Here is a 21,187-nt window from a genome sequence, read left to right on the forward strand (position 1 = left end):
TCCATCTTGTCGAATCCTCATCCCCTCGCCGCGTGGCTGAGGCTGACCCTTACGCCGGGTGTCGGCGCCGGGAGTCAGCGGCAACTGCTCGCCGCCTTCGGCCTGCCTGAAAACATCTACGCCGCCGGGCATTCGGCGCTGGCCGCCGTGGTCGGCTCGCCGATCGCCCGCACCGTGCTCGAACACGACACCGCGGCGGCCGTCGATGGTGCGCTGGCCTGGGCCGACGAGCCCGGCAACAGCGTCATCACCCTTGGCGATCCGCTCTATCCCGCGGCGCTGCTCGAAATCCCCGATCCGCCGGTGCTGCTCTACGTGAAGGGCGATCCGGCGCTCCTGTCGCGCCAGTCCATCGCCGTCGTCGGCGCCCGCAGCGCCACGCCCCAGGGCGAGGCCAATGCCGAAGCCTTCGCCACGGTGCTCTCCCAGGGCGGGCTGGGCATCGTCAGCGGGCTCGCGCTGGGGATCGACGCCGCCGCCCACCGGGGCGGGCTGGCCGGCCCGGGCAGCACCGTCGCGGTGATCGGCACCGGCGCCGATCGTATCTACCCGGCACGAAACGCGACCCTCGCCCGATGCATCGCCGAAGCCGGCGCCATCATCAGCGAATACCCCCTCGGCACCGCGCCGCTGGCCCACAACTTTCCCCGTCGCAACCGGCTGATCGCCGGGCTCGCGAAGGGCGTGCTGGTGGTCGAGGCGGCCCTGAAGAGCGGCTCGCTGATCACCGCCAGGCTCGCCATCGATTGCGGCCGCGAGGTCTTCGCGATTCCCGGCTCGATCCATTCGCCGGTGGCCCGGGGCTGCCATCAGCTGATCCGCGACGGCGCGAAGCTGGTCGAATCGGCCGAGGACATCCTCGAAGAGCTGCGCCTCGACACATGCCGCACTGCAGCGCCGGTGGTGCCCACGATGGGGCCGGATGACGACGAAAATGCCCCGGTCATCGCATCCCTCGGGCATGATCCTGTGGACATGGACACGTTGGTGCAGCGCACCAGCTTGACGCCGGAAGCGCTCTACGCCATTCTGCTTACGCTGGAACTCGAAGGGCGCGTTTCCCGCCTGCCCGGAGGACGTTTCCAGCGTCTCTAAAAATGACCGGCCCCAGGCCCCGCGCCATGTTCGACATCCTCGTGTATCTCTTCGAGAACTACGTTCACGCCGACGCGTGCCCCGAACCCGCGCAACTGGCTCGCAAGCTGACGGCTGCCGGCTTCGAGGAAGAAGAAATCTCCGAAGCCCTCGACTGGCTCTCCGGCCTGCGTCAGCTGTCCGACGGCGAGCGCCCGGCCCAGGTCGCCCGGCCCGGTTCGCTGCGCGTCTATGCCGACGACGAACTCGTCCGTCTGGGCGTCGAATGCCGCGGCTTCCTGCAGTTTCTTGAAAATGCCGGTATCCTCGACGCCGAATGCCGCGAGATGATCGTCGAACGGGCCCTGGCCCTCGGCGAATCCGAAATCGAACTGGAAAACCTCAAGGTCATCGTCCTGATGGTGTTGTGGCAGCAGGATCGCCCGATCAACGGGTTGATCCTCGACGAGCTGCTCAACGAGTCGGACGAAGACGACGAGCCGGTCTCATACGCCTTGCACTGATTTTCGGGCTGCTTGCAAGCCCGGCGCAGGCTTCCGTATGATGCGCCGCTCCCCCAACAACCTGAGTCGGGCGCACCCACAGGCATGAGCAAGCAGCTGATCATTGCGGAAAAACCCTCGGTTGCGGCGGACATCGCCCGCGCCATCGGCGGCTTCACCAAAGAAAAAGATTTCTTCGAGTCGGAGCACTACGTGCTCTCGTCGGCCGTCGGCCATCTGCTCGAACTCACGGTGCCGGCCGAATTCGAGGTCAAGCGGGGCAAGTGGTCATTCGCCCACCTGCCGGTCATCCCGCCCCACTTCGCGCTCAATCCGATCGAGAAGACCGAGGACCGCCTCAAGCTCCTCACCCGCCTCATCAAGCGCAAGGACGTCACCGGCCTCATCAACGCCTGTGACGCGGGCCGCGAGGGGGAACTGATCTTCAGCTTCATCGTGCAGCACTCGGGCACCACCAAGCCGGTGCAGCGCCTGTGGCTGCAGTCCATGACGGCCGGGGCGATCCGCGACGGCTTCGCGCAGCTGCGTGCCGCGGCGGATGTCGAAGGCCTGCGCCAGGCGGCGGTTTGCCGCGCCGAGAGCGACTGGCTGATCGGCATCAACGGCACCCGGGCGATGACCGCGTTCAACTCCAAGACCGGTGGTTTCCACCTGACCACGGTCGGCCGGGTCCAGACCCCCACGCTGGCGATCGTCGTCGAGCGCGAGGAGAAGATCCGCGCCTTCAAGCCCACCGACTACTGGGAGCTGGAAGCCAGCTTCGGCTGTCAGGCCGGCGCCTACGTGGGCCGCTGGTTCGACGAAGGTTTCAGGAAGCCCGAGGACGGCGCCCCGCTGGCGGAGCACGCCACCGCCTTCCGCCTGTGGGAAAAAGCTCGCGCCGAGGCCATCAAGGCCAAGTGCGAAGGCAAGACCGGCACGGTGGAGGAAGAGTCCAAGCCGTCCACCCAGCTCTCTCCGCTGCTGTTCGATCTGACCTCCCTTCAGCGCGAGGCCAACGGCCGCTTTGGCTTCTCGGCCCGCACCACGCTGCAGCTGGCCCAGGCCCTGTACGAAAAGCACAAGGTGCTGACCTACCCGCGTACCGACGCCCGTGCGCTGCCCGAAGACTACGTGGGCCAGGTGCCGGGCATTCTTGCCGGCCTGCCGGACGCTTACGCGCCCTTCGCCAACCAGATCGTCAAGCAGGGTTGGGTCAAGCCCAACAAGCGCATCTTCAACAACGCGAAGATCTCCGACCACTTTGCGATCGTGCCCACCGGCACCGCGCCCAAGAGTCTGTCGGAGGCCGAGGCCAAGATCTACGATCTGGTCACCCGGCGCTTCCTGTCGGTGTTCTACCCGGCGGCTGAATACCGCATCACCACCCGCGTCACCCGCGTCGAGGGCGAAGCCTTCAAGACCGAGGGCAAGGTGCTCGTCAATCCGGGCTGGCTGGCTGTGTATGGCAAGGCCGCGGCGGTGAGCGAGGAGGAGGGCGGTGCGCCCCAGCTGGTGGCCGTCGAGCCCGGCGAGAAGGTTTCCACCGACGAGATCCTCGTCAAGGCGCTGGTCACCAAGCCGCCCGCACGCTTCAACGAAGCCACGCTGCTCTCCGCGATGGAAGGCGCCGGCAAGATGGTCGACGACGAGGAGCTGCGCGCCGCCATGGCCGGCCGCGGTCTCGGCACCCCGGCCACCCGCGCCCAGATCATCGAAAACCTGATCGGCGAGACCTACATCCTGCGCGACGGCAAGGAGCTGATCCCGACCGCCAAGGCCTTCTCGCTCATCACCCTGCTGCGTGGCCTGGGCACCAACGAGCTCACCTCGCCCGAACTCACCGGCGAGTGGGAGCACAAGCTGGCCCAGATGGAGCGGGGCGCGCTGTCGCGGGCCGAGTTCATGGACCACATCCAGGCCATGACCCGGGACATCGTCGAGCGTGCCAAGCGCTACGAATCCGACACCGTGCCGGGCGACTTCGTCACCCTGTCCACGCCTTGCCCCCGTTGCGGCGGCGTGGTGAAGGAGAACTACAAGAAGTTCGCCTGCCAGAGCTGCGACTGGAACGCCTGGAAGATCGTCGCCGGCCGCCAGTTCGAGATCCCCGAGATCGAGGCGCTGCTGGCCACCGGCCGCGTTGGCCCGCTGATGGGTTTCCGCAACAAGATGGGCCGGCTGTTCAACGCCGAGATCCGCCTCAACGACGACAAGCAGCCCGAGTTCGACTTCGGCCAGCCGAAGGAAGACGAAACCGCGGAGCCGGTGGATTTCTCCGACCAGGAAACCCTGGGCGCCTGCCCCAAGTGTTCGGCGCGGGTGTTCGAGCACGGCATGGCCTACGTCTGCGAGAAATCCGTCGGGCCCGAGAAATCCTGCGATTTCCGCTCCGGCAAGATCATCCTGCAGCAGCCCATCGAGCGGGAGCAGATGCACAAGCTCCTCGACACCGGCCGCACGGAGCTGCTGAAGGGCTTCGTCTCGAGCCGCACCAAGCGAAAGTTCTCGGCTTTCCTGGTGCGCGGCGACGACGGCAAGGTGGGCTTCGAGTTCGAGAAGAAGGAGCCGAAGACGCCTGCCGCCAAGAAGCCGGCCACCCGCAAGAAGGCCGCTGCCGAGTAAGGCGTCGCGTCAGTCTGTTCGCCCAAAGACAAAACCCGCCGGAAGGCGGGTTTTGTCTTTGGGGCCGGAGCTGGTCAGGCCGGGTCAGATCAGCGCGGCGGCGATGGTGTCGTGCAGTTCGTCCACTTCGGCATCGGAGACGCCCAGGAAGGTCTTGGCGTTCTCGAAGGATCGGTCGCCCACGGCATGGGCGTCATGGGTGTAGTCGCCCAGCACGTGCTCGGCGATGACGCTCACCGCGATCAATGCCAGGGCGTCGGACGGCAGCTCCTTCTCGGGCAGGATGTAGGCTTCGGGGTCGTGGTGGTAGCGGATGGCGTTGGCGATCCGGTCGGACAGCCCCCAGCTGCGCGCCAGCAGCCAGCCGGCCACGGCGTGGTCGCAGCGGAAATGTTCCTGCTCCAGCTGGACCAGGCTGTAGCCGTGGTCGGCCGCGCCGGTATAGAGCGCGGCGTAGTCGGGGAAGGTGGTCATCAGCACCGGCACCGCGGCGTCCTGGAACAGCGCAAAGGTGTAGGCTGCGTCGGGCGAGATGCCCACGTGTCCGCGGGCCAGCACGCCGGCGGCGAGGGCCAGGGTCGAGGCCCGCGACCAGAAGCGTTCCATCACGTCGGCCGGCAGGTGGCTGGAGGTATTGCGCAGCGCGACGGCCACGACCACACTCAGGATGTGGTTGATGCCCAGGCGATTGACGGCCTGCTGGACACTGCGCACCCGCGAACCCGGCGAGAACATCGGCGAGTTGGCCAGCTTGACCGCCGCCGCCGACATGCTGACATCGGATGCGACGATGCGGCTGAGCACCTTCATCGAGGGTTCGTCCCGCTGGGCTTCCCTCAACACATCAGCAACGATGCTGGGGCAGGGCGGAATTCGCACCGCGGACAGGGTTTCGTTCAGCTCTGCGTGAGTGAGGGGGCGAGTTGCCGTAGCTGTGTTCATGACGGGTGGCCTGCGTTGGATTGTCTAAATTTTATCAAAAACGATATTTTTGTCGTTTCAAATATTTCACATTCGCGGTTTTTTAGTTTTTTGATGGTTTGTGGTGTGCCGTGCATCACGGACCGGCCGCCCCATCACCGACTTTCGAGGAGCCCGGCATGACTCGCACGTCCTTACCCGCGGCCGCCATCGCGACCCTGGTCTACGTCGTGTCACAGGCTCACATTGGCGGCTTGCTCTACCAATTACGGCCGAATATTTTCGTTCTGCAGCTCAGTTTTCAATCCGATCGATACTGGGCGGTGCTCGGCCAGTGGGGCGAGGCCGGGCTGCGCAGCTATCAGGCCCATCTGCCGTGGGATTTCGCGCATCTGTTCATCTACGCCGCCTTCGGCTACGTGCTGGCGACCCGCGCCGGCCTGTTCGGCGACCCGGACTCGCCCGCCGCCCGTCGGACGGCCTGGATGCTGCCGCTGGCGGCGGTCTTCGATCTGGCGGAGAACCTGTTTCAGGTCCATCTGCTTGGCGGGCCGTTTGGGGCGGAGAGCCTGACGATTCCTCTGTCGGCGTGCTGTTCGGCGGTGAAGTGGAGCCTCGCGGCGGGTTTCGCGCTGATCATCGCCTGGCGGGTGCTCCGAAAATCTGCCCGGATCGGGCTTCTGTCACAGTGAAGCAGGGCGGTGCCTGTGTATAACTCTGTGTCTGAAAAACCCTTTCCGTCTGTCCATGCATCATCGACCCCGCGCGAGCAACCAGGCTGCCGAGCAGGCCGTGCTCCTGCTCGCGCGCGCCCGCGAAGGTTTCCTGAAAGCCCTTCTCGAAGGCGCTGGCGAGGTGATCCGCCACCGGACGTGGCAGGATGTGCTGTCGGCAGCGGCGGGCGCCTGCTTTGACGAGCTGGTCGGCGGGCGGCGGGCACCCAAACCGGCCGAAGGGGGGCGGCCGATCAATCTGGTCCGCTCGGACGAGTCCGACTACTCCATCGCCCTCATCAACCTCGACCGGCGTCTGCAGGAGCGCTGCGGGCGGGAGCTGGCTGCCCTGCATCTGCGGCTGCGCCTGCAGCTGATCGAAGGCGGCATCCAGCTGACCGAGGAATCCCCGCTGGGCACCGCCACCGTGTGCCGCGCCCTGCGCGTGCTCAAGGAGGTCGAGAAGCTCAGCCCGTCCCAGGCGCTCCAGTTGCTGCAGCGCCTGGAGCAGCCGATCGGCGACCGCCTGTCCCGCTTCTATCGGGAGATGGAGCATGAGCTGGCCGACGAGGCGCTGGCCGTCCGGGGGCAGGTGACCCGGGGGCTCTTCGCGCCGATCCGCCACGGCGCCGACGAAGAGGAGGAGTGGACCGACACGCCGGCGGCCCGCGCCAGCCTGCCCATCGATCCGGTGGATGCGCTGCGCCTGGCGTCCATGGCCCAGCACGAGGCCGCGCCGGCGCAGACCGGCGGCGTCGACCCCGGGCTGGCGTCGGCGCTGGTGGAGCGCATCGAGGCGTGGCTGGTGGAGCGCCAGAAGTTCGGTGGCGTGCCGGCCGCGCTGGGCGCCAGCGAGCTGGGTGCGCTCCTCAGCCCTGTCCAGGCGGTGGCAGTTGAGGTGGTGGAGACGGTCTGCAACCGGGCCGAGACCGACCCCGATCTGCCCCAGACGATCCGGACGCTCCTGGTCGGCCTGCGGGTGCCGCTGCTGCGCCTTGCCCTGCGTAGCCAGAAGCTGCTGTCCATCGAACGTCACCCGGCCTTCCAGCTGGTGGATCGCATCGCCAATCTGGGCCGCACGCTGCCGCCCGACTGCACGCCGGAGCTGCCCGTGTGCCGCGGGCTGGCGTCGATGGTGCGTTCCCTCGGGCGTCTGCCCCGGCCGACCCGACGGGATTTCGAACTCGCCCTCGGGGTGCTCGAAACCCTGTTGACCACCCGCCAGAAGAGCGCCATCACCCGCGCCGCCCAGCACATCGACACCGCGGTGAACATGGAGCGCCGGGAGGTGGCCCTGCACCAGGCCAGCCGCGCCATCTACCTGCTGGTGGGGCAGGAGCCGGCCAGCGTCGCCCGCAACTTCCTAGAGCGCTACTGGGTGCACGTGCTGGCCAAGGTGGTCTACCGCTACGGCCCCGACAGCCCCCAGTGGGCAAGCCGCCTGCTCATCGCCAACCGCCTGCTGGCGTGTGTCAATCCGCCGGCCGACGAGGCCCTGCGCCGCAAGATGCTCGGTGAGTTCCCGGCGCTGATCCACGATCTGGACGAGGGGCTCGCCTGGATCGCCCTGCCCGCCAAGCAGGCCGGTTCGGCCCTGTCGTCGGTGCAGGCGCTGCACGCCAGCCTGCTCGCCGGCCGCACGCCGCCGGTGCCCACCCTGCGCCGGACCACCTCGCCGCCCACCCTCAAGAAGCCCGAGGGCAGTCAGGGCCTGCTCACCCTCAAGCACAAGCAGTACGTGGCTGGCGAGCTGTCGCTGCCGCCCGAATGGGCTGGGCTGCGGGTGGGCGACAACGTGGCGGTGGGGCTGCCCAACGGCAAGGTGATGCGCGGCTATGTAGCCCATGTGGCGCCGGCTGGCCAGGTGGTGCTGATCTCCGATGGCGACCACGACGCGGTGATGGCGATCACCGCCCGGGCCCTGGCCCAGCAGACCGAATCCCCCGATACCCGGCTGTTCCGCGACGTCTCGCTGGTGGATCAGGCCGCCACCGACAAGCTCCTCGGCACCTGAACCACGCGGGCGCAGTGGTGTCGGACGCTACAATCGCGTTCGCCGCTTCCTCAGACTGCTCCCCCCATGTGCTCCGATCCCGCCTGCTCCGGCGACCACGCCGCGCCCGCCACCGATAGCGTCATCCGCATCCGCGGGGCGCGCCAGAACAACCTCAAGAACCTGTCCCTCGACATCCCCCACCACGAGCTCGTGGTGGTGACCGGCGTGTCCGGCTCGGGCAAGAGCTCGCTGGTGTTCGACACCCTCTACGCCGAGGGCCAGCGCCGCTACGTCGAGACCTTCTCGCCCTACGCCCGGCAGTTCCTCGACCGGATGGACAAGCCCCAGGTGGACCGCATCGACGGCGTGCCGCCAGCCATCGCCATCGACCAGACCAATCCGGTGCGCACCTCCCGCTCCACCGTCGGGACGATGACGGAGCTGGCCGACCACTTCAAGCTGCTCTACGCCCGCGCCGCGCGCCTGCACTGCCGCGGCTGCGGCAAGCCGGTGAGCCGCGACACGCCGGCGACGATCCACGCCGACCTCTCCGCCCGCGCCGCCGCGGCGGGCGACCCGCGGCTGGTGGTGAGCTTCCCGGTCAGCGTGCCGGCCAACTTCGGCGAGGATGAAGTCGCCGAGCTCCTCGCCCGCCAGGGCTACACCCGCATCCACGCCCGCGATGGCGAGGTGCTCCACGTGGTGCAGGACCGCTTCCGCCTCGGCAACGCCGAGCACGCCCGGGTGATGGAGGCGCTGGAGGTCGGCCTGCGCGCCGGCCACGGCAAGCTCACGGTGCATGCCGTCGAAGGCGATGCGGAGACTCGCTGGAAGTACAGCAGCGGCCTGCACTGCGCCGACTGCGACATTTCCTACCCGGACCCGACGCCCAGCCTGTTCTCGTTCAACTCGCCCATCGGCGCCTGCGACACCTGCCGCGGCTTCGGCCGGGTGATCGGCGTGGATTTCGGGCTGGTGATCCCCGACGAATCCAAGACCCTCGCCGAAGGCGCCGTGAAGCCCTGGCAGAGCCCCAGCTTCAAGGAATGCCAGGACGACCTGGCGAAGATGGCGAAGAAGTACGGCGTGGCGATGGACGTGCCCTTCCGCGACCTGCCCGAGGAGCACCGCCGCTGGGTGCTCGAGGGCGACGAGAAGTGGAAGAACTGGGATTCCAGCTGGCCGCGCCACTGGTACGGCGTGCGCCACTTCTTTGACTGGCTGGAGACCAAGGCCTACAAGATGCACATCCGGGTGCTGCTGTCGCGCTACCGCAGCTACACCGAATGCCCCGCCTGCCACGGCGCGCGCCTCAAGCCGGAAGCGCTGCTATGGCGCCTGTGGCGCCGTGAGGAGGAAGGAGTGAGGCGTGAGGAGCTTCCCTCCAATCGCCAGCGCACAAGCTTTGAAGAAGGCCTCCTCACGCCTCACTCCTTACCCCTCACGAAGCTCGCGATAAGCGAGCTTCTGTCCCTGCCCATCGACGATGTGAGCACCTTCGTCGCCGCGCTGGATCTCCCGGCGCCGCTCGATGAAGCCACCGAGCTGCTCGTCGATGAGATCAAGGGCCGCCTGCGCTATCTGCAAGATGTTGGCCTCGGCTACCTCACGCTGGACCGCCAGTCGCGCACGCTATCCGGTGGCGAGGTGCAGCGGATCAACCTCACCACTGCGCTGGGCACCTCGCTGGTCAATACCCTGTTCGTGCTCGACGAGCCGTCCATCGGCCTGCATCCGCGGGACATCGGGCGCATCCTCGGGGTGATGGAGCGCCTGCGCGACGCCGGCAACTCGCTGGTGGTGGTGGAGCACGATCCGCAGCTGATGCTCGCCGCCGATCGCCTGCTCGACATCGGCCCCGGCCCCGGCGAGCGCGGCGGCGAGATCGTCGCCTACGGCGCGCCCACCGCCATCGCCAACGATCCGGCGTCCCTCACCGGCGCCTACCTTTCCGGCCGCAAGCGCGTCGACACCCGCCGCCAGCCGCGCCCGGTGGCCGGCACCGACGCGCGCCTCACCCTCACCGGCGCGCGTCAGCACAACTTGCAGGGCGTCGATCTGGCGATCCCGCTGCAGCGGCTGGTGGGCATCACCGGCGTGTCCGGCTCGGGCAAATCCACGCTGATCCAGGACGTGCTGTTCCCGGCGCTGGCCAAGCACTTCGGCCAGCCGTCCGAGCCGCCCGGCGCCTTCGACGGCCTGGTGGGCGTGGATCAGCTGAAGGGCGTGGTGATGGTCGACCAGTCGCCCATCGGCAAGAGCGCCCGCTCCAACCCGGTGAGCTATGTGGGCGCCTGGGACGCGATCCGCAAGCTCTTCGCCAATCTGGCCGAGGCGAAGGACCGCGGCTACACGCCGGGCACCTTCAGCTTCAACTCCGGCACCGGGCGCTGCCCCACCTGCACCGGCTCGGGCTTCGAGCACGTGGAGATGCAGTTTTTGTCCGACGTGTATCTGCGCTGCCCCGACTGCGACGGCAAGCGCTACCGGCCCGAGATCCTGGCCCTGGCATGGCGCGGCAAATCCGTGGCCGACGTGCTGGAGATGACCGTCTCCGAAGCCCTGGCCTTCTTTGCCGACCAGAAAGCCGTGCTCGCCGCCCTGGCGCCCTTGGCCGACGTGGGCCTCGAATACCTGCGCCTCGGCCAGCCGGTGCCCACGCTCTCGGGCGGCGAGGCCCAGCGCCTCAAGCTCGCCGGTTATCTGGCCGAAGCGGCCCAACTGGCGGCAAAACGATCGAAAAAATCGATAGATTCTGCCGATCCGGGCCTGCTTTTTCTGTTCGATGAACCCACCACTGGCCTGCATTTCGAGGACGTGGCCCGACTGCTTTCGGCATTCGAAAAACTGATCGATGCCGGCCACTCGCTGGTGGTCATCGAGCACAACCTGGACGTGATCGCCGCCGCCGACTGGCTGGTGGATCTCGGCCCCGAAGGCGGCGCCGGCGGTGGGCTGATCGTCGCCGAAGGCACGCCGGTCCAGGTGATCGCCACGCCCGCGTCCCACACCGGCCGGGCGCTGGCCGACTACGCCGACCAGCTCGCTCGCCTGCAGGCCGCGCCGGTGGTGGCCGAGCCGCCCGCGCGCTACCGGGTGGCCCCCGACAACGCCATCACCATCCGCCACGCTCGCCACCACAACCTGAAGAACGTCAGCCTCGACATCCCGCGCGATCAATTTACGGTGATCACCGGGCTGTCGGGCTCGGGCAAGTCCACGCTGGCCTTCGACATCGTGTTCGGCGAGGGCCAGCGGCGCTACCTGGAATCCCTCAACGCCTACGCCCGGCAGTTCGCCCAGCCCTCGGCGCGGCCGGATGTGGATGCGATCTTCGGCATCCCGCCCACCGTCGCCATCGAGCAGCGGGTGAGCCGCGGCGGGCGCAAGAGCACGGTGGGCACGCTCACCGAGATCCAGCCCTTCCTGCGCCTGCTGTACGTGAAGCTCGGCACCCAGTACTGCCCCGATTGCGATGTGCCGGTGACGCCCCAGAGCTTCGAGGCCATCGTCGCCCAGATCCTGCGCGACCACGCCGGCGAATCGGTCGAGCTGCTGGCGCCGCTCATCATCAACCGCAAGGGTTTGTACACCGATCTCGCCAAGTGGGCCCGCGGCAAGGGCTTCGAGCAGCTGCGCGTGGATGGCGACTACCTGCCTACCAAAAAGTGGCCGCGCCTCGACCGCTACAAGGAGCACAACATCGAGCTGCCGGTGGGCATGGTGAAGGTGGGCGTCGACACCGAACCCTTGCTGCGCGAATACGTGCAGGCCGCGCTCGACCACGGCAAGGGCGTGCTCAAGGTGCTGCCGCTGGCGGTGCCCGGCGCGGCGCTCACCACGCTTTCGACGCTGCGCGCCTGCCCGGATTGCGGCACCAGCTTCCCCGAGCCCGATCCGCGCCTGTTCTCCTACAACGCCAAGCACGGCTGGTGCCCGGACTGCTACGGCACCGGCGTCAAGATTTCCGGCAAGGTCGAGAACCCGGACGACCTGGACCTGGGCGAACTGGAAACCGAAACCGATGAAGCCTGCCCCAGCTGCCACGGCGCGCGCCTCAACCCGGTGGCGCGGGCGGTGCGCTTCCGCGACCTGGGCCTGCACGAGCTGGCGTCGCTGGCGGTGGGCAAGGTGTCGGGTTTCTTCGAGGGGCTGCAGCTGGCGCGCCGCGAGGCCGACATCGGCCGCGACCTGATCACCGAGATCCGCGGCCGGCTGGATTTTCTGCAGCAGGTGGGCCTCGGCTACCTGGCGCTGGATCGCGCCGCGCCCACGCTCTCGGGCGGCGAGGCCCAGCGCATCCGGCTGGCGGCCCAGCTGGGCTCCAACCTCACCGGCGTGTGCTACATCCTCGACGAGCCGACCATCGGCCTGCACCCGCGGGACAACCGGCTGCTGCTGGACACGCTCGAAAAGCTCCGCGGCCGCGGCAACACCCTGCTGGTGGTGGAGCACGACGAGGACACCATCCGCCGCGCCGACCACGTGATCGACCTGGGCCCCGGTGCCGGCGTGCGCGGCGGCCGTATCGTGGCGGAGGGCAAGCTGCCCGAGCTGATGGCTGCACCCGAATCCGCCACCGGCCGCTGCTTCGCCAACCCGCTGGTGCATCCGCTGGCGCCGCGCCGCGACGTGGCCGACGACCACCCGGCGCTGGTGGTGGCGGGCGCCACCCTCCACAACCTCAAGTACGTCTCGGCCCGCGTGCCGCTGGCCCGGCTGACGGTGGTCACCGGCGTGTCCGGTTCGGGCAAGTCCACCTTCGCCCGCGACGTGCTCCACGCCAGCCTGGTGGCGCAAGGCCCGGTGGGCTGCGCGTCGGTGGACGGCATGGCGCAGATCGGCCGGGTGCTCGAGGTCGACCAGACCCCGATCGGCAAGACGCCACGCTCCTGCCCGGCCACCTACATCGGTTTCTGGGACGCCATCCGCAAGCTCTTCGCCGAGACCACCGAGGCCAAGATGCGCGGCTGGAACGCCTCGCGCTTCTCCTTCAACACCGGCGCCGGGCGCTGCCCGGTGTGCGAGGGCCAGGGCCGCATCACCATCGAGATGAACTTCCTGCCCGACGTGAAGCTGCCCTGCGAGGCCTGCGGCGGCGCCCGCTTCAACCCCGAGACGCTCACCGTGCAGTGGAAGGGCAGGAGCGTGGCCGAGGTGCTGAACATGGCGGTGGAAGACGCGGTGGAGTTCTTCGCCGCCCACCCGTCCATCGCCCATCCGCTCAGGCTCTTGCAGGACGTGGGCCTGGGCTACCTCACCCTCGGCCAGCCGAGCCCGACGCTGAGTGGCGGCGAGGCCCAGCGCATCAAGCTGGTGTCGGAGCTCGCCAAGGTGCGCGGCCGCGCCGGCGAATCCGCCACCGGCCCGGGCCGCCCGCTGCCGCCCGAAAAGCACACCCTGTACGTGCTCGACGAGCCCACCGTGGGCCTGCACATGGCCGACGTGGAGAAGCTGATCCACGTGCTGCATCGCCTCGCGGATGCCGGCCACACGGTGCTGGTCATCGAGCACGACCTGGACCTGATGGCCGAGGCCGACTGGCTGATCGACCTGGGCCCGGAAGGCGGCGAGGGCGGCGGCGAGATCGTCGCCGAAGGGCCGCCGGAGGCGGTGGTGGAGGTCGCGCGGTCGCATACCGGGCGTATCCTTGGGGAGTTTCTGGCCTCGCGCCGGGCCGGCTGAACACCTTGAAGAGAATCGGAGACAAACGCATGAATGCAAGGCAACGACTGGCCATCGTCGGGCTGCTGATGGGCGCCGGCGGCGTCGCGCTGGCCGCCGATCCGGCCAGCTGCGCCAAGGTGGCCGACAACACCGAGCGCCTGGCCTGCTACGACGAGGCCGTGGGCCGTCCCCACCAGGAGGCGCCGGCGCCGGTGGCGTATGACGACTCGCCGTTTTCGGCCCGCTGGGAGCTGGACGCCGAGGACAAGAAGGGCACCTTCCTGATCCGCCCTTACAAGCCCACCTACCTGCTGCTGGCCCGCTGGAGCAACTCGCCCAACACCCTGCCGACCTCGCCCAACCCGCTCAACGTGGTGACGACGCCTAACAACGTGGACCCGGCCGAGGCCAAGTACCAGATCAGCTTCAAGACCAAGCTGTGGGAAGGCCTGTTCGGCCGTCACGGCGACCTGTGGATGGGCTACACCCAGCAGTCCAACTGGCAGGTGTACAACAAGCGCTTCTCGTCGCCCTTCCGCGAGACCGACTACGAACCCGAGCTGATGGCGGTGTTCCGCACCAATCTGGATGCCGGCGCCGGCTTCAAGGTGAAGATGATGTCCCTGGGCTTCAACCACCAGTCCAACGGGCGCAGCCAGCCGTTGTCGCGCAGCTGGAACCGGCTCGTCGGCCAGATCGGCATCGAGCGCGGCGACTTCGCGCTGGTGTTCCGCCCGTGGCTGCGCCTTCCGGAGAAGACCACCAAGGACGACAACCCGGACATCACCTCATACATGGGCCACGGCGACATCCAGGCCATGTGGCAGGCGGGCGAGCACGGCTTCGGCCTGACCCTGCGCAGCACCCTGCTGTCGGGCAACCAGTCCCGCGGGGCGGCCCAGTTCGACTGGAGCATCCCCATCCACCGCAACCTGAAGGGTTATCTGCAGCTCTTCACCGGTTACGGCGAAACCCTGATCGACTACAACCACCGCCAGACCACCTTCGGTCTGGGCGTATCCCTGGTGGATTGGCTGTGACGTCATTTTTCATGCCAAAAACGTGACAGGTTTGTGAGTTTTTGCAAAAGACATTTGCTAGGATCATGAACTTCAGGTTCGCCGCCTTGCAGCATATAGGCGCGGCGGCGGGCTGAAGTCAAACAGACAACCCGACAGAGGTTTCCGCCATGCCCCAGCAGATGTCGTCGACGCGTGCGTCGATCCGTACTTCCTTGCCTTGCCGGATCACGGGATAAGCCCATGGCAAGTGAATTCAAGCTCAGTGTGTGTCCCCACGACACGGCCAAGAACCTGCTCGGCTGGTTCACCCTCAACACCTATCTCCAGCGCAACCTGGGCATCGGCATCCACTTCGAGCCCCAGGACAACTTTCTGGTCGAGCGCCAGGCGGTGCTCGAGAACAGCTTCCACGTGGTGTACGCCAACCCCTTCAGCGCCCTGTGCTACGCCCGGGACAAGGGCTTCGTGCCGGTGGCCCGGCCGGCCGGGGTGAATGACGAGACCATCGTGGTCACCCGGGCGGGCGCCGCCGTGCCCGACGCGCCGCGCATCGCCAGCGCCACCGACAAGCTCGTCATCCACGATCTGGGCCTGCAGGTCCTGCGCCGGGAAGGCCTCGATGTGGCCGGGGCGGATTTCCGTTTCGTCGGCAACCACCTCAACGCCGCCAAGGCGGTGCTGCAGGGCGAGGCCGATCTGGGCTTCGTGTTCAACGAGACCTGGAGCGGCCTGAGCGCCGCCACCCGCGACCAGCTTCAGGTCGTGGGTGAGAGCCGCGACGGCGCCGCCTTCCACTGCTTCATGGTGGCGCCAGCGTGGGCCGACAAGCGCGAGGCGATCCAGCGCATCCTGTGCGCCATGCACCAGGATCCGGCGGGCCTCCGGGTGCTCGACGACCTGCACTTCAAGCGTTTCGAACCCATCGACGAGACCCACCTCGCGCCGCTGGCTACCCTGATCGGGGCCTGACCGGCAGGCGCTCAGGGCGTCTCGTTGAGGCTGGCGATGATCTGGCGGACGACGCCTTGCACGGCGTCGTCGAGCTGGCCGCGAGCGCTGGCGGGGGTGACTGGCGCCTGTCTTTCCTCGAAGCGCTGGCGATAGATCACGCTGCCCCCGTCGAGGGGCTCGCTGCCGTCGGGGGCATGCCGGAAGCGCAGCAGAGCGGGCGCGCGTGGGTAGATCTCGACCTGGGCGGACACCACCAGCGCGCTGTCGCGCAGGCGGTAGTCGATGTTGGCGAACATCACCGCCGAGCCCCGCGCATTGTCGAAGAGGGTGCGCATCTGCGCCGCCCCGGCCGGGTCGCCGGGGGAAATGCGCTCCACCCGGAGCTTCGGTACGAAGCGGATCGTGCTGCTGCGGCCGGATTCGGCGCGCCAGGCCTCCCGCAGCGCGGCGCGCAGATCGTAGTCACGCAGGGTGTCGAGGATCGGGTCGGCACGGCCAGCGTCGGCCCCGGGCGTGCTGCGGGGAACGATGAGCACGCTGTCGAGGGTGTCGATTTCGGCTCGGGCCTCCGGTTTCAGCCGGACCTGGGGTGCCGCGCAGGCGGTGACGAGGGCAAGGGCGCCAAGCGCAAGCAGGATCGTTCGTGACATGGGGACCTCCGTGGCAGGTTGCGTCTGCCGGGTCGGGCGCATCGGTGCGCCTCTGATCTGGTCCTGAGCTTACCCCGCTGCGGAATGGCGCGCAGCCAGGGGGTGCAAGCGATCGTGTCGCCCGGAGGGAAGTGTTGCCCTTTTCAGACAGGCGCTCAGCCGAACTGCCGGTTGAACCGCGCCATGCCGATGCCGAAGATCGTCACGCCCAGGGCGCCCATCGCCAGCACCGAATCCCACAGCAGGTCCATCCCCGCGCCCTTGAGGAGGATGCCGTAGGCGGAATCCAGGTAGTAGTGCAGCGGCGAGAAGCCGGCGGCGAGGCGCATCCACGGGGGCATGGCCTCCAGCGGCGTCCACGCGCCGGAGAGCAGCAGCATGGGCATCAGGATCACGATGGTCAGCATGCCCACCTGGGCCAGGTTGCGTGACACCGTGGCCGCCAGCAGGCCCAGGCCGGCGGTGGTGAAGACGTACAGCGCGGTGATCAGGAAGAAGGCCGCCAGGCTGCCGCGCATGGGCAGGTCGAACACCGGCCCGAGCACGCCGAACAGCGCGATGGCGGTGCCGGCGACGATGGCCAGCGTCATCGCGATGACCTTCGGGAAGAGGATCTGGAAGGGCGTGAGGGGCGTGACCATCAGCTGCTCGATGGTGCCGCGCTCCTTCTCGCGGACCATCGCCGCCGCCGGCAGCAGGATCGAGAACAGGGTGACGACGGTGAGGAGTTCCGAGATGCCCATGAACCACGGGTCGTACTGGTTGGGGTTGTACCAGATGCGCGTCTCGGCCTCGATCATCGGGCCGCCGCTGCCGGCGAGGCCCTCCCGCAGCATCGCCACCTCACCGGCGTAGCGGCCGACGATCTGCGCCGCGTAGCTGGAGGCGAGGAAGCCCAGCACCGAGTTGGTGGTGTCTACCTGCAGCTGCACCGGCACCTGCTCGCCGCGGGTGAGGCGCTCCTCGAAGCGCGGCGGGATGTCGAGCACCGCCATCGCGTCGCCCCGGTCGAGCAGCCTGAGGCTGGCGTCGGGGCTGGCGGCCTCGCCGGCCGGCTTGAAATACGGCGGCTGGAAGCGGCTGGCGAGCTCCCGCGAGGCGAAGCTGCGGTCGCCATCGAGCACCGCCAGGGCCGCATCGCGCAGCTGCATCGACACGCCGGAGGCGGCCACGTAGATGTCGCCGGTGAAGCTGTAGAGGAAGAACACCATCAGCGCCGTGTCGCGCAGGAGCTGCAGCAGCTCCTTCCAGGTCATCACCCGCAGCCGGCGCAGGCCGGCGATGGAGAAGAAACCGTTCATGACTTCGGCCTCTTGGAGAACAGCAGGTAGCCGATGGCGAACAGCCCCACCGCGTAGCCGGCCAGCACCAGCGCGTCGGGCCACAGCTCGGCGGCGCCGGCGCCCTTCAGGAAGCAGTCGGTGACGATGCGGCCGTAGTACATCGGCGGCAGGGAATGGGCGATCAGCGAGGCGCTTGGCGACAGGGACGACAGGGGCAGCAGCAGGCCCGAGTACAGCACCGCCGGGATGATGGTGATGATGCTGGTGATGATCATCGCGGCCACCTGAGTTTGAACCAGCATCGAGATCACCAGCCCGAAGCCGGTGGTGCACACCACGTAGATCAGGCTGGCGAGGGTGAAGAACAGCGGGTCGCCCTTGAACGGCACCTGATACACCCACAGGCACAGCAGCCACAGGATGAACCAGTTGGCCGCCGAGATCAGCACGTAGGGCGCCAGCTTGCCGAGCAGGAACTCGCCCGGCGAGACGGTGGACGAGTAGATGTTGAAGATGGAGCCGGATTCCTTCTCGCGCACCACGCCCAGCGCGGTGAGGAAGGGCGGCGACAGCATCATGATGAGCATGATGAGCTTGGGCGCCATCGACCAGATGCTCTTGATGCTCTGGTTGTAGAGGTAGCGCACCTCCAGCTTCACCGGCTGAACGCGGGCGCGGGCCTCGGCCAGGGGCACGCCGCGGGCGGTGGACAGCGCCTGGGCCATGTTCTCGGCGCTCACCGCGGCGTTGATGGCGGCCACGTAGCCCTGGGTGGTCTGGGCGCGCATCGGGAAGGTGCCGTCGATGATGACCTGCACCGGCGCCGGCTCGCCCCGGCTGAGGCGTTCGTCGAAGCGCGGTGGGATCACCAGCGCCACCCGCACCTGGTTGTCGGCCAGCAGGTGGTCGATGGTCCGCTCGTCGTCGGCGTAACCCTTGAAATCAAAGTAGCGCGACGAGATGAAGCGGTAGGCGTAGTCGCGGCTGGCGGGCGTGCGGTCGTGGTCCACCACCGCGAAGGGCAGGTTCTCCACGTCGAGGGTCAGGCCGAAGCCGAAGATCAGCATCAGCATGGTGGGCACGATGAAGGCCAGCGCGAAGAACAGCCGGTCGCGGACGATTTCCCGCCATTCCTTCCAGGCCAGCGCGACGATTCGCTTCAGGTTCATGGCGTGCCTCGCTGGGCGGCTTCGAGGGCGCTCACCTGATGGACGAACACGTCCTCCATCGACAGGGGCCGCGGCTGCACCGACTGCAGCTGCACGCCGGCCGCGGCAAGGATGCCGGGCAGGCGGGCGAGGTCGGCGTCGGCGGCCTTCGACAGCAGATGCACCGCCCGGCCGTGGAGCACGGCGCTGGCAAAGCCGGCGTCCACCAGCGCCGCCTGGGCCGGCGCCGGGCGGTCGACGCGCAGCTCGAGGAGCTGCCCGGCCTCGGCGGTGACGGCCTGCTTCATCTGCTCCGGCGAGGCGTCGGCCACCACCTTGCCGGCGAACATCAGGGCCAGGTGGTCGCAGTGCTCGGCCTCGCCCATGTAGTGGGTGGTGACGAGGATCGCCACGCCCTCGCGCCGCGAGAGGTGGAACAGGATGTCCCAGAACACCCGCCGGCCGATGGGATCGACGCCGGACGTGGGTTCGTCGAGAAACAGCACCTGGGGCTGGTGCACCAGCGCGCAGCCCAGGGCGAGGCGCTGGCGCAGGCCCATGGGCAGGCGCCCGGCGGCGTCGTTCTCGAAACCGGCGAGGCCGGCCATGCCGATCACCCAGTCGGTGCGGCGGCGGGCAGCGCGGTCGTCGAGGCCGTAGATGCCGGCGTAGAGGCGGATGTTCTCCACCACCGAGAGGTCGTGATAGAGCGAGAAGGCCTGGCTCATGTAGCCGATGCGCTCCTTGATCGCCCAGCCGGCGGTGCGCATGTCGGCGCCCGCCACCATCCCGAAGCCGGACGAGGGCTTGAGGATGCCGGTGAGCATCTTGATGACCGTGGTCTTGCCGGCGCCGTTGGCCCCCAGCAGGCCAAAGATCTCGCCCTGGGGCACCCGGAAGCTCACCGCGTCGGCGGCGCGGAAATCCCCGAACACCCGGGTCAGCTCGCGGGCCTCGATGGCCGGCGCGGTGCTGGTGTGGGGCGTGAGGCCGTCTTCGGGGAACACCGATTCGAGCTTGGCGCCGCGCTGGCGCAGCATCGCGACGAAGACGTCTTCCAGCTCCGGCTCGCGGGCGAACCAGTCGGTGAGGCGGATGGCGGTGTCCGTAGGTCGGACTTCAGTCCGACGGTCGCCCTCGGATACGGTGGTTTGTCGGACTGAAGTCCGACCTACAGCTGAGCCTACAGGGTGGGCGGGCTGATCGAGGCAGGCGTCGACCGCTGCCCGGGCGGCCGTGGCGTCGAGCCCTTCGGCGAACACCCGCAGCCAGGTGCCCATCGCCTCGGTCTGGGGAAAGCGGGCCTTGAGGCGCGGCAGGGCCTCGGCCTGGGGTTCGGCGCGGAACAGGGCCAGGGTGCCGGGCACGACGGCGACCAGTTCGGCCGGCGTGCCTTCGCCCATCACCTTGCCTTCGTGGAACAGCGACACGCGGTGGAAACGGTCGGCCTCGTCGAGATAGGCGGTGGACACCAGCGCGGTGACGCCCTTCTCCTCGAGCAGCCTGCCGAGGATGGCCCAGAAATCCCGCCGGGAGACCGGATCGACGCCGGTGGTGGGCTCGTCGAGGATCACCAGATCGGGCTCGTGGATCAGCGTGCACACGAGGCCCAGCTTCTGCTTCATGCCGCCGGAGAGCTGGCGCATCGGGCGGTGGCGGAAGGCGTCGAGGCGCGTCATGCCCAGTAGCACGCGCTTGCGCTCGGCGAGCACGTCGGCCGGCACCAGGCGCAGGCGGCCGAAGAAATCCACGTTCTCGTCGATGGACAGATCCGGGTACAGGTTGAGCCCCAGCCCTTGCGGCAGAAAGCCGATGCGCTGCTTGACCTGCTCGGCCGCGCGGGCCGAGTCGATGCGGGTGCCGAAGACATCCACCGTGCCGCCGTCGAAGGACAGCACGCCGGCGATGGCCTTCATCAGGCTGGACTTGCCGGCCCCGTCGGCGCCCACCAGCCCGTAGATCTCGCCGCGCTTCACCTCGAGGGCGAGCCCGTCGGCGGCCACGCGCTTGCCGTAGCGCTTGGTGAAGCCTTCGACGCGGATCGCGGTCTCGGCGCTCATGATCGTACGGCTGTTACCAGCGCGGCGCCTGCCAGGGCACGCTGTCCTTCCAGCGGATCACCGCGTCGGCGGGCACACCGGGGGTGAGGCGGTGGTCGGGGTTGGTGTCGAGATACAGGCGCACCGCGTAGCTGAGCTTCACCCGCTCGTCGGGGGTCTGCACTTCTTTCGGGGTGAATTCGGCCTGGCTGGCCACGTAGCGGATGGTGGCGGCGAAGGTCTGGCCGGGGTAGGCGTCGGTGTAAACCTGGGCCGGCAGCCCAAGGCGCACGAGGCCGATCTGCTTTTCGGGCACGTAAACCTTGAGGTAGAGCTTGTCGAGATCGACGATGTCGAAGATCGGCGCGCCGGCGGCGACCACCTCGCCGGTGTCGCGCAGGCGCGACAGCACCACGCCGCCGGCCGGGGCGCGGAGGGTCAGGTCATCCACCAGGCTGGCGACTTCCTTCGATGCGGCCTGGGCCTGGCGCAGCCCCGCTTCGAGGGCGGCGATGTCGTTCTCGCGGGCGCGCACCTTGTCGCGGCCGAGGCGCGACGACGAGGCGGCCTGTTCGGCCTGGCGCAGGTCGGCGCT

Annotated in this window: 14 protein-coding genes; 8 read left to right on the forward strand and 6 right to left on the reverse strand. The window is 68.3% G+C overall.

Annotated features, from left to right (window positions below; all coding sequences use genetic code 11):
• The first annotated feature begins 6 nt into the window (after window positions 1-6).
• The 3 genes from dprA to QQK25_RS14565 all read left to right on the forward strand — a co-directional run bounded on the left by dprA (window position 7) and on the right by QQK25_RS14565 (window position 4,202).
• Window positions 7-1,095 (forward strand): DNA-processing protein DprA, encoded by a 1,089-nt coding sequence (gene dprA, locus QQK25_RS14555; RefSeq protein WP_284188566.1) that lies wholly within the window; start codon window positions 7-9, stop codon window positions 1,093-1,095.
• Window positions 1,096-1,121: 26 nt separating this feature from the next.
• Window positions 1,122-1,598, forward strand: a complete 477-nt coding sequence (locus tag QQK25_RS14560; protein WP_153163342.1) for a Smg family protein — start codon at window positions 1,122-1,124, stop codon at window positions 1,596-1,598.
• An 84-nt stretch (window positions 1,599-1,682) separates the two neighbouring features.
• Window positions 1,683-4,202, forward strand: coding sequence for a DNA topoisomerase III (locus tag QQK25_RS14565; protein ID WP_284188567.1), 2,520 nt, complete (start codon window positions 1,683-1,685; stop codon window positions 4,200-4,202).
• Between the two features lie 84 nt (window positions 4,203-4,286).
• On the opposite strand, the gene QQK25_RS14570 is transcribed toward QQK25_RS14565, so the two are convergent.
• Window positions 4,287-5,144 carry an HDOD domain-containing protein gene (locus QQK25_RS14570; protein ID WP_284188568.1) on the reverse strand — a complete coding sequence of 286 codons (858 nt, stop codon included), beginning with the start codon at window positions 5,142-5,144 and terminating at the stop codon, window positions 4,287-4,289.
• A gap of 158 nt (window positions 5,145-5,302) precedes the next feature.
• On the opposite strand from QQK25_RS14570, the gene QQK25_RS14575 reads away from it, so the two are divergent.
• The 5 genes from QQK25_RS14575 to QQK25_RS14595 all read left to right on the forward strand — a co-directional run bounded on the left by QQK25_RS14575 (window position 5,303) and on the right by QQK25_RS14595 (window position 15,490).
• Window positions 5,303-5,815 carry a hypothetical protein gene (locus QQK25_RS14575; protein WP_284188569.1) on the forward strand — a complete coding sequence of 171 codons (513 nt, stop codon included), beginning with the start codon at window positions 5,303-5,305 and terminating at the stop codon, window positions 5,813-5,815.
• A 55-nt stretch (window positions 5,816-5,870) separates the two neighbouring features.
• Window positions 5,871-7,850 carry a DUF1631 family protein gene (locus tag QQK25_RS14580; protein WP_284188570.1) on the forward strand — a complete coding sequence of 660 codons (1,980 nt, stop codon included), beginning with the start codon at window positions 5,871-5,873 and terminating at the stop codon, window positions 7,848-7,850.
• 66 nt (window positions 7,851-7,916) lie between these two features.
• Entirely contained in the window at window positions 7,917-13,517 is a 5,601-nt protein-coding gene (uvrA, locus tag QQK25_RS14585; RefSeq protein WP_284188571.1) for an excinuclease ABC subunit UvrA, read from the forward strand.
• A 29-nt stretch (window positions 13,518-13,546) separates the two neighbouring features.
• Complete coding sequence (locus tag QQK25_RS14590) at window positions 13,547-14,539, forward strand: phospholipase A (RefSeq protein ID WP_284188572.1); 993 nt, start codon at window positions 13,547-13,549, stop codon at window positions 14,537-14,539.
• Window positions 14,540-14,761: 222 nt separating this feature from the next.
• Window positions 14,762-15,490, forward strand: coding sequence for a phosphate/phosphite/phosphonate ABC transporter substrate-binding protein (locus QQK25_RS14595; protein ID WP_284188573.1), 729 nt, complete (start codon window positions 14,762-14,764; stop codon window positions 15,488-15,490).
• Between the two features lie 11 nt (window positions 15,491-15,501).
• On the opposite strand, the gene QQK25_RS14600 is transcribed toward QQK25_RS14595, so the two are convergent.
• From QQK25_RS14600 to QQK25_RS14620, 5 genes are all read right to left on the reverse strand, one after another.
• Window positions 15,502-16,122, reverse strand: coding sequence for a hypothetical protein (locus QQK25_RS14600; RefSeq protein WP_284188574.1), 621 nt, complete (start codon window positions 16,120-16,122; stop codon window positions 15,502-15,504).
• Window positions 16,123-16,277: 155 nt separating this feature from the next.
• On the reverse strand, window positions 16,278-17,423 hold the full coding sequence (locus tag QQK25_RS14605; RefSeq protein ID WP_284188575.1) for an ABC transporter permease: 1,146 nt from the start codon (window positions 17,421-17,423) through the stop codon (window positions 16,278-16,280).
• Complete coding sequence (locus QQK25_RS14610; protein WP_284188576.1) at window positions 17,420-18,574, reverse strand: ABC transporter permease; 1,155 nt, start codon at window positions 18,572-18,574, stop codon at window positions 17,420-17,422. Before QQK25_RS14610 ends, QQK25_RS14605 begins: the two co-directional genes overlap by 4 nt.
• Window positions 18,571-20,613, reverse strand: coding sequence for an ATP-binding cassette domain-containing protein (locus tag QQK25_RS14615; protein ID WP_284188577.1), 2,043 nt, complete (start codon window positions 20,611-20,613; stop codon window positions 18,571-18,573). Before QQK25_RS14615 ends, QQK25_RS14610 begins: the two co-directional genes overlap by 4 nt.
• A gap of 13 nt (window positions 20,614-20,626) precedes the next feature.
• A partial coding sequence (locus QQK25_RS14620; RefSeq protein ID WP_284188578.1) for an HlyD family secretion protein occupies window positions 20,627-21,187 on the reverse strand: 561 nt, incomplete at its 5' end.

The sequence above is a fragment of the Zoogloea oryzae genome (assembly GCF_030161255.1).
Lineage (GTDB): Bacteria > Pseudomonadota > Gammaproteobacteria > Burkholderiales > Rhodocyclaceae > Zoogloea > Zoogloea oryzae.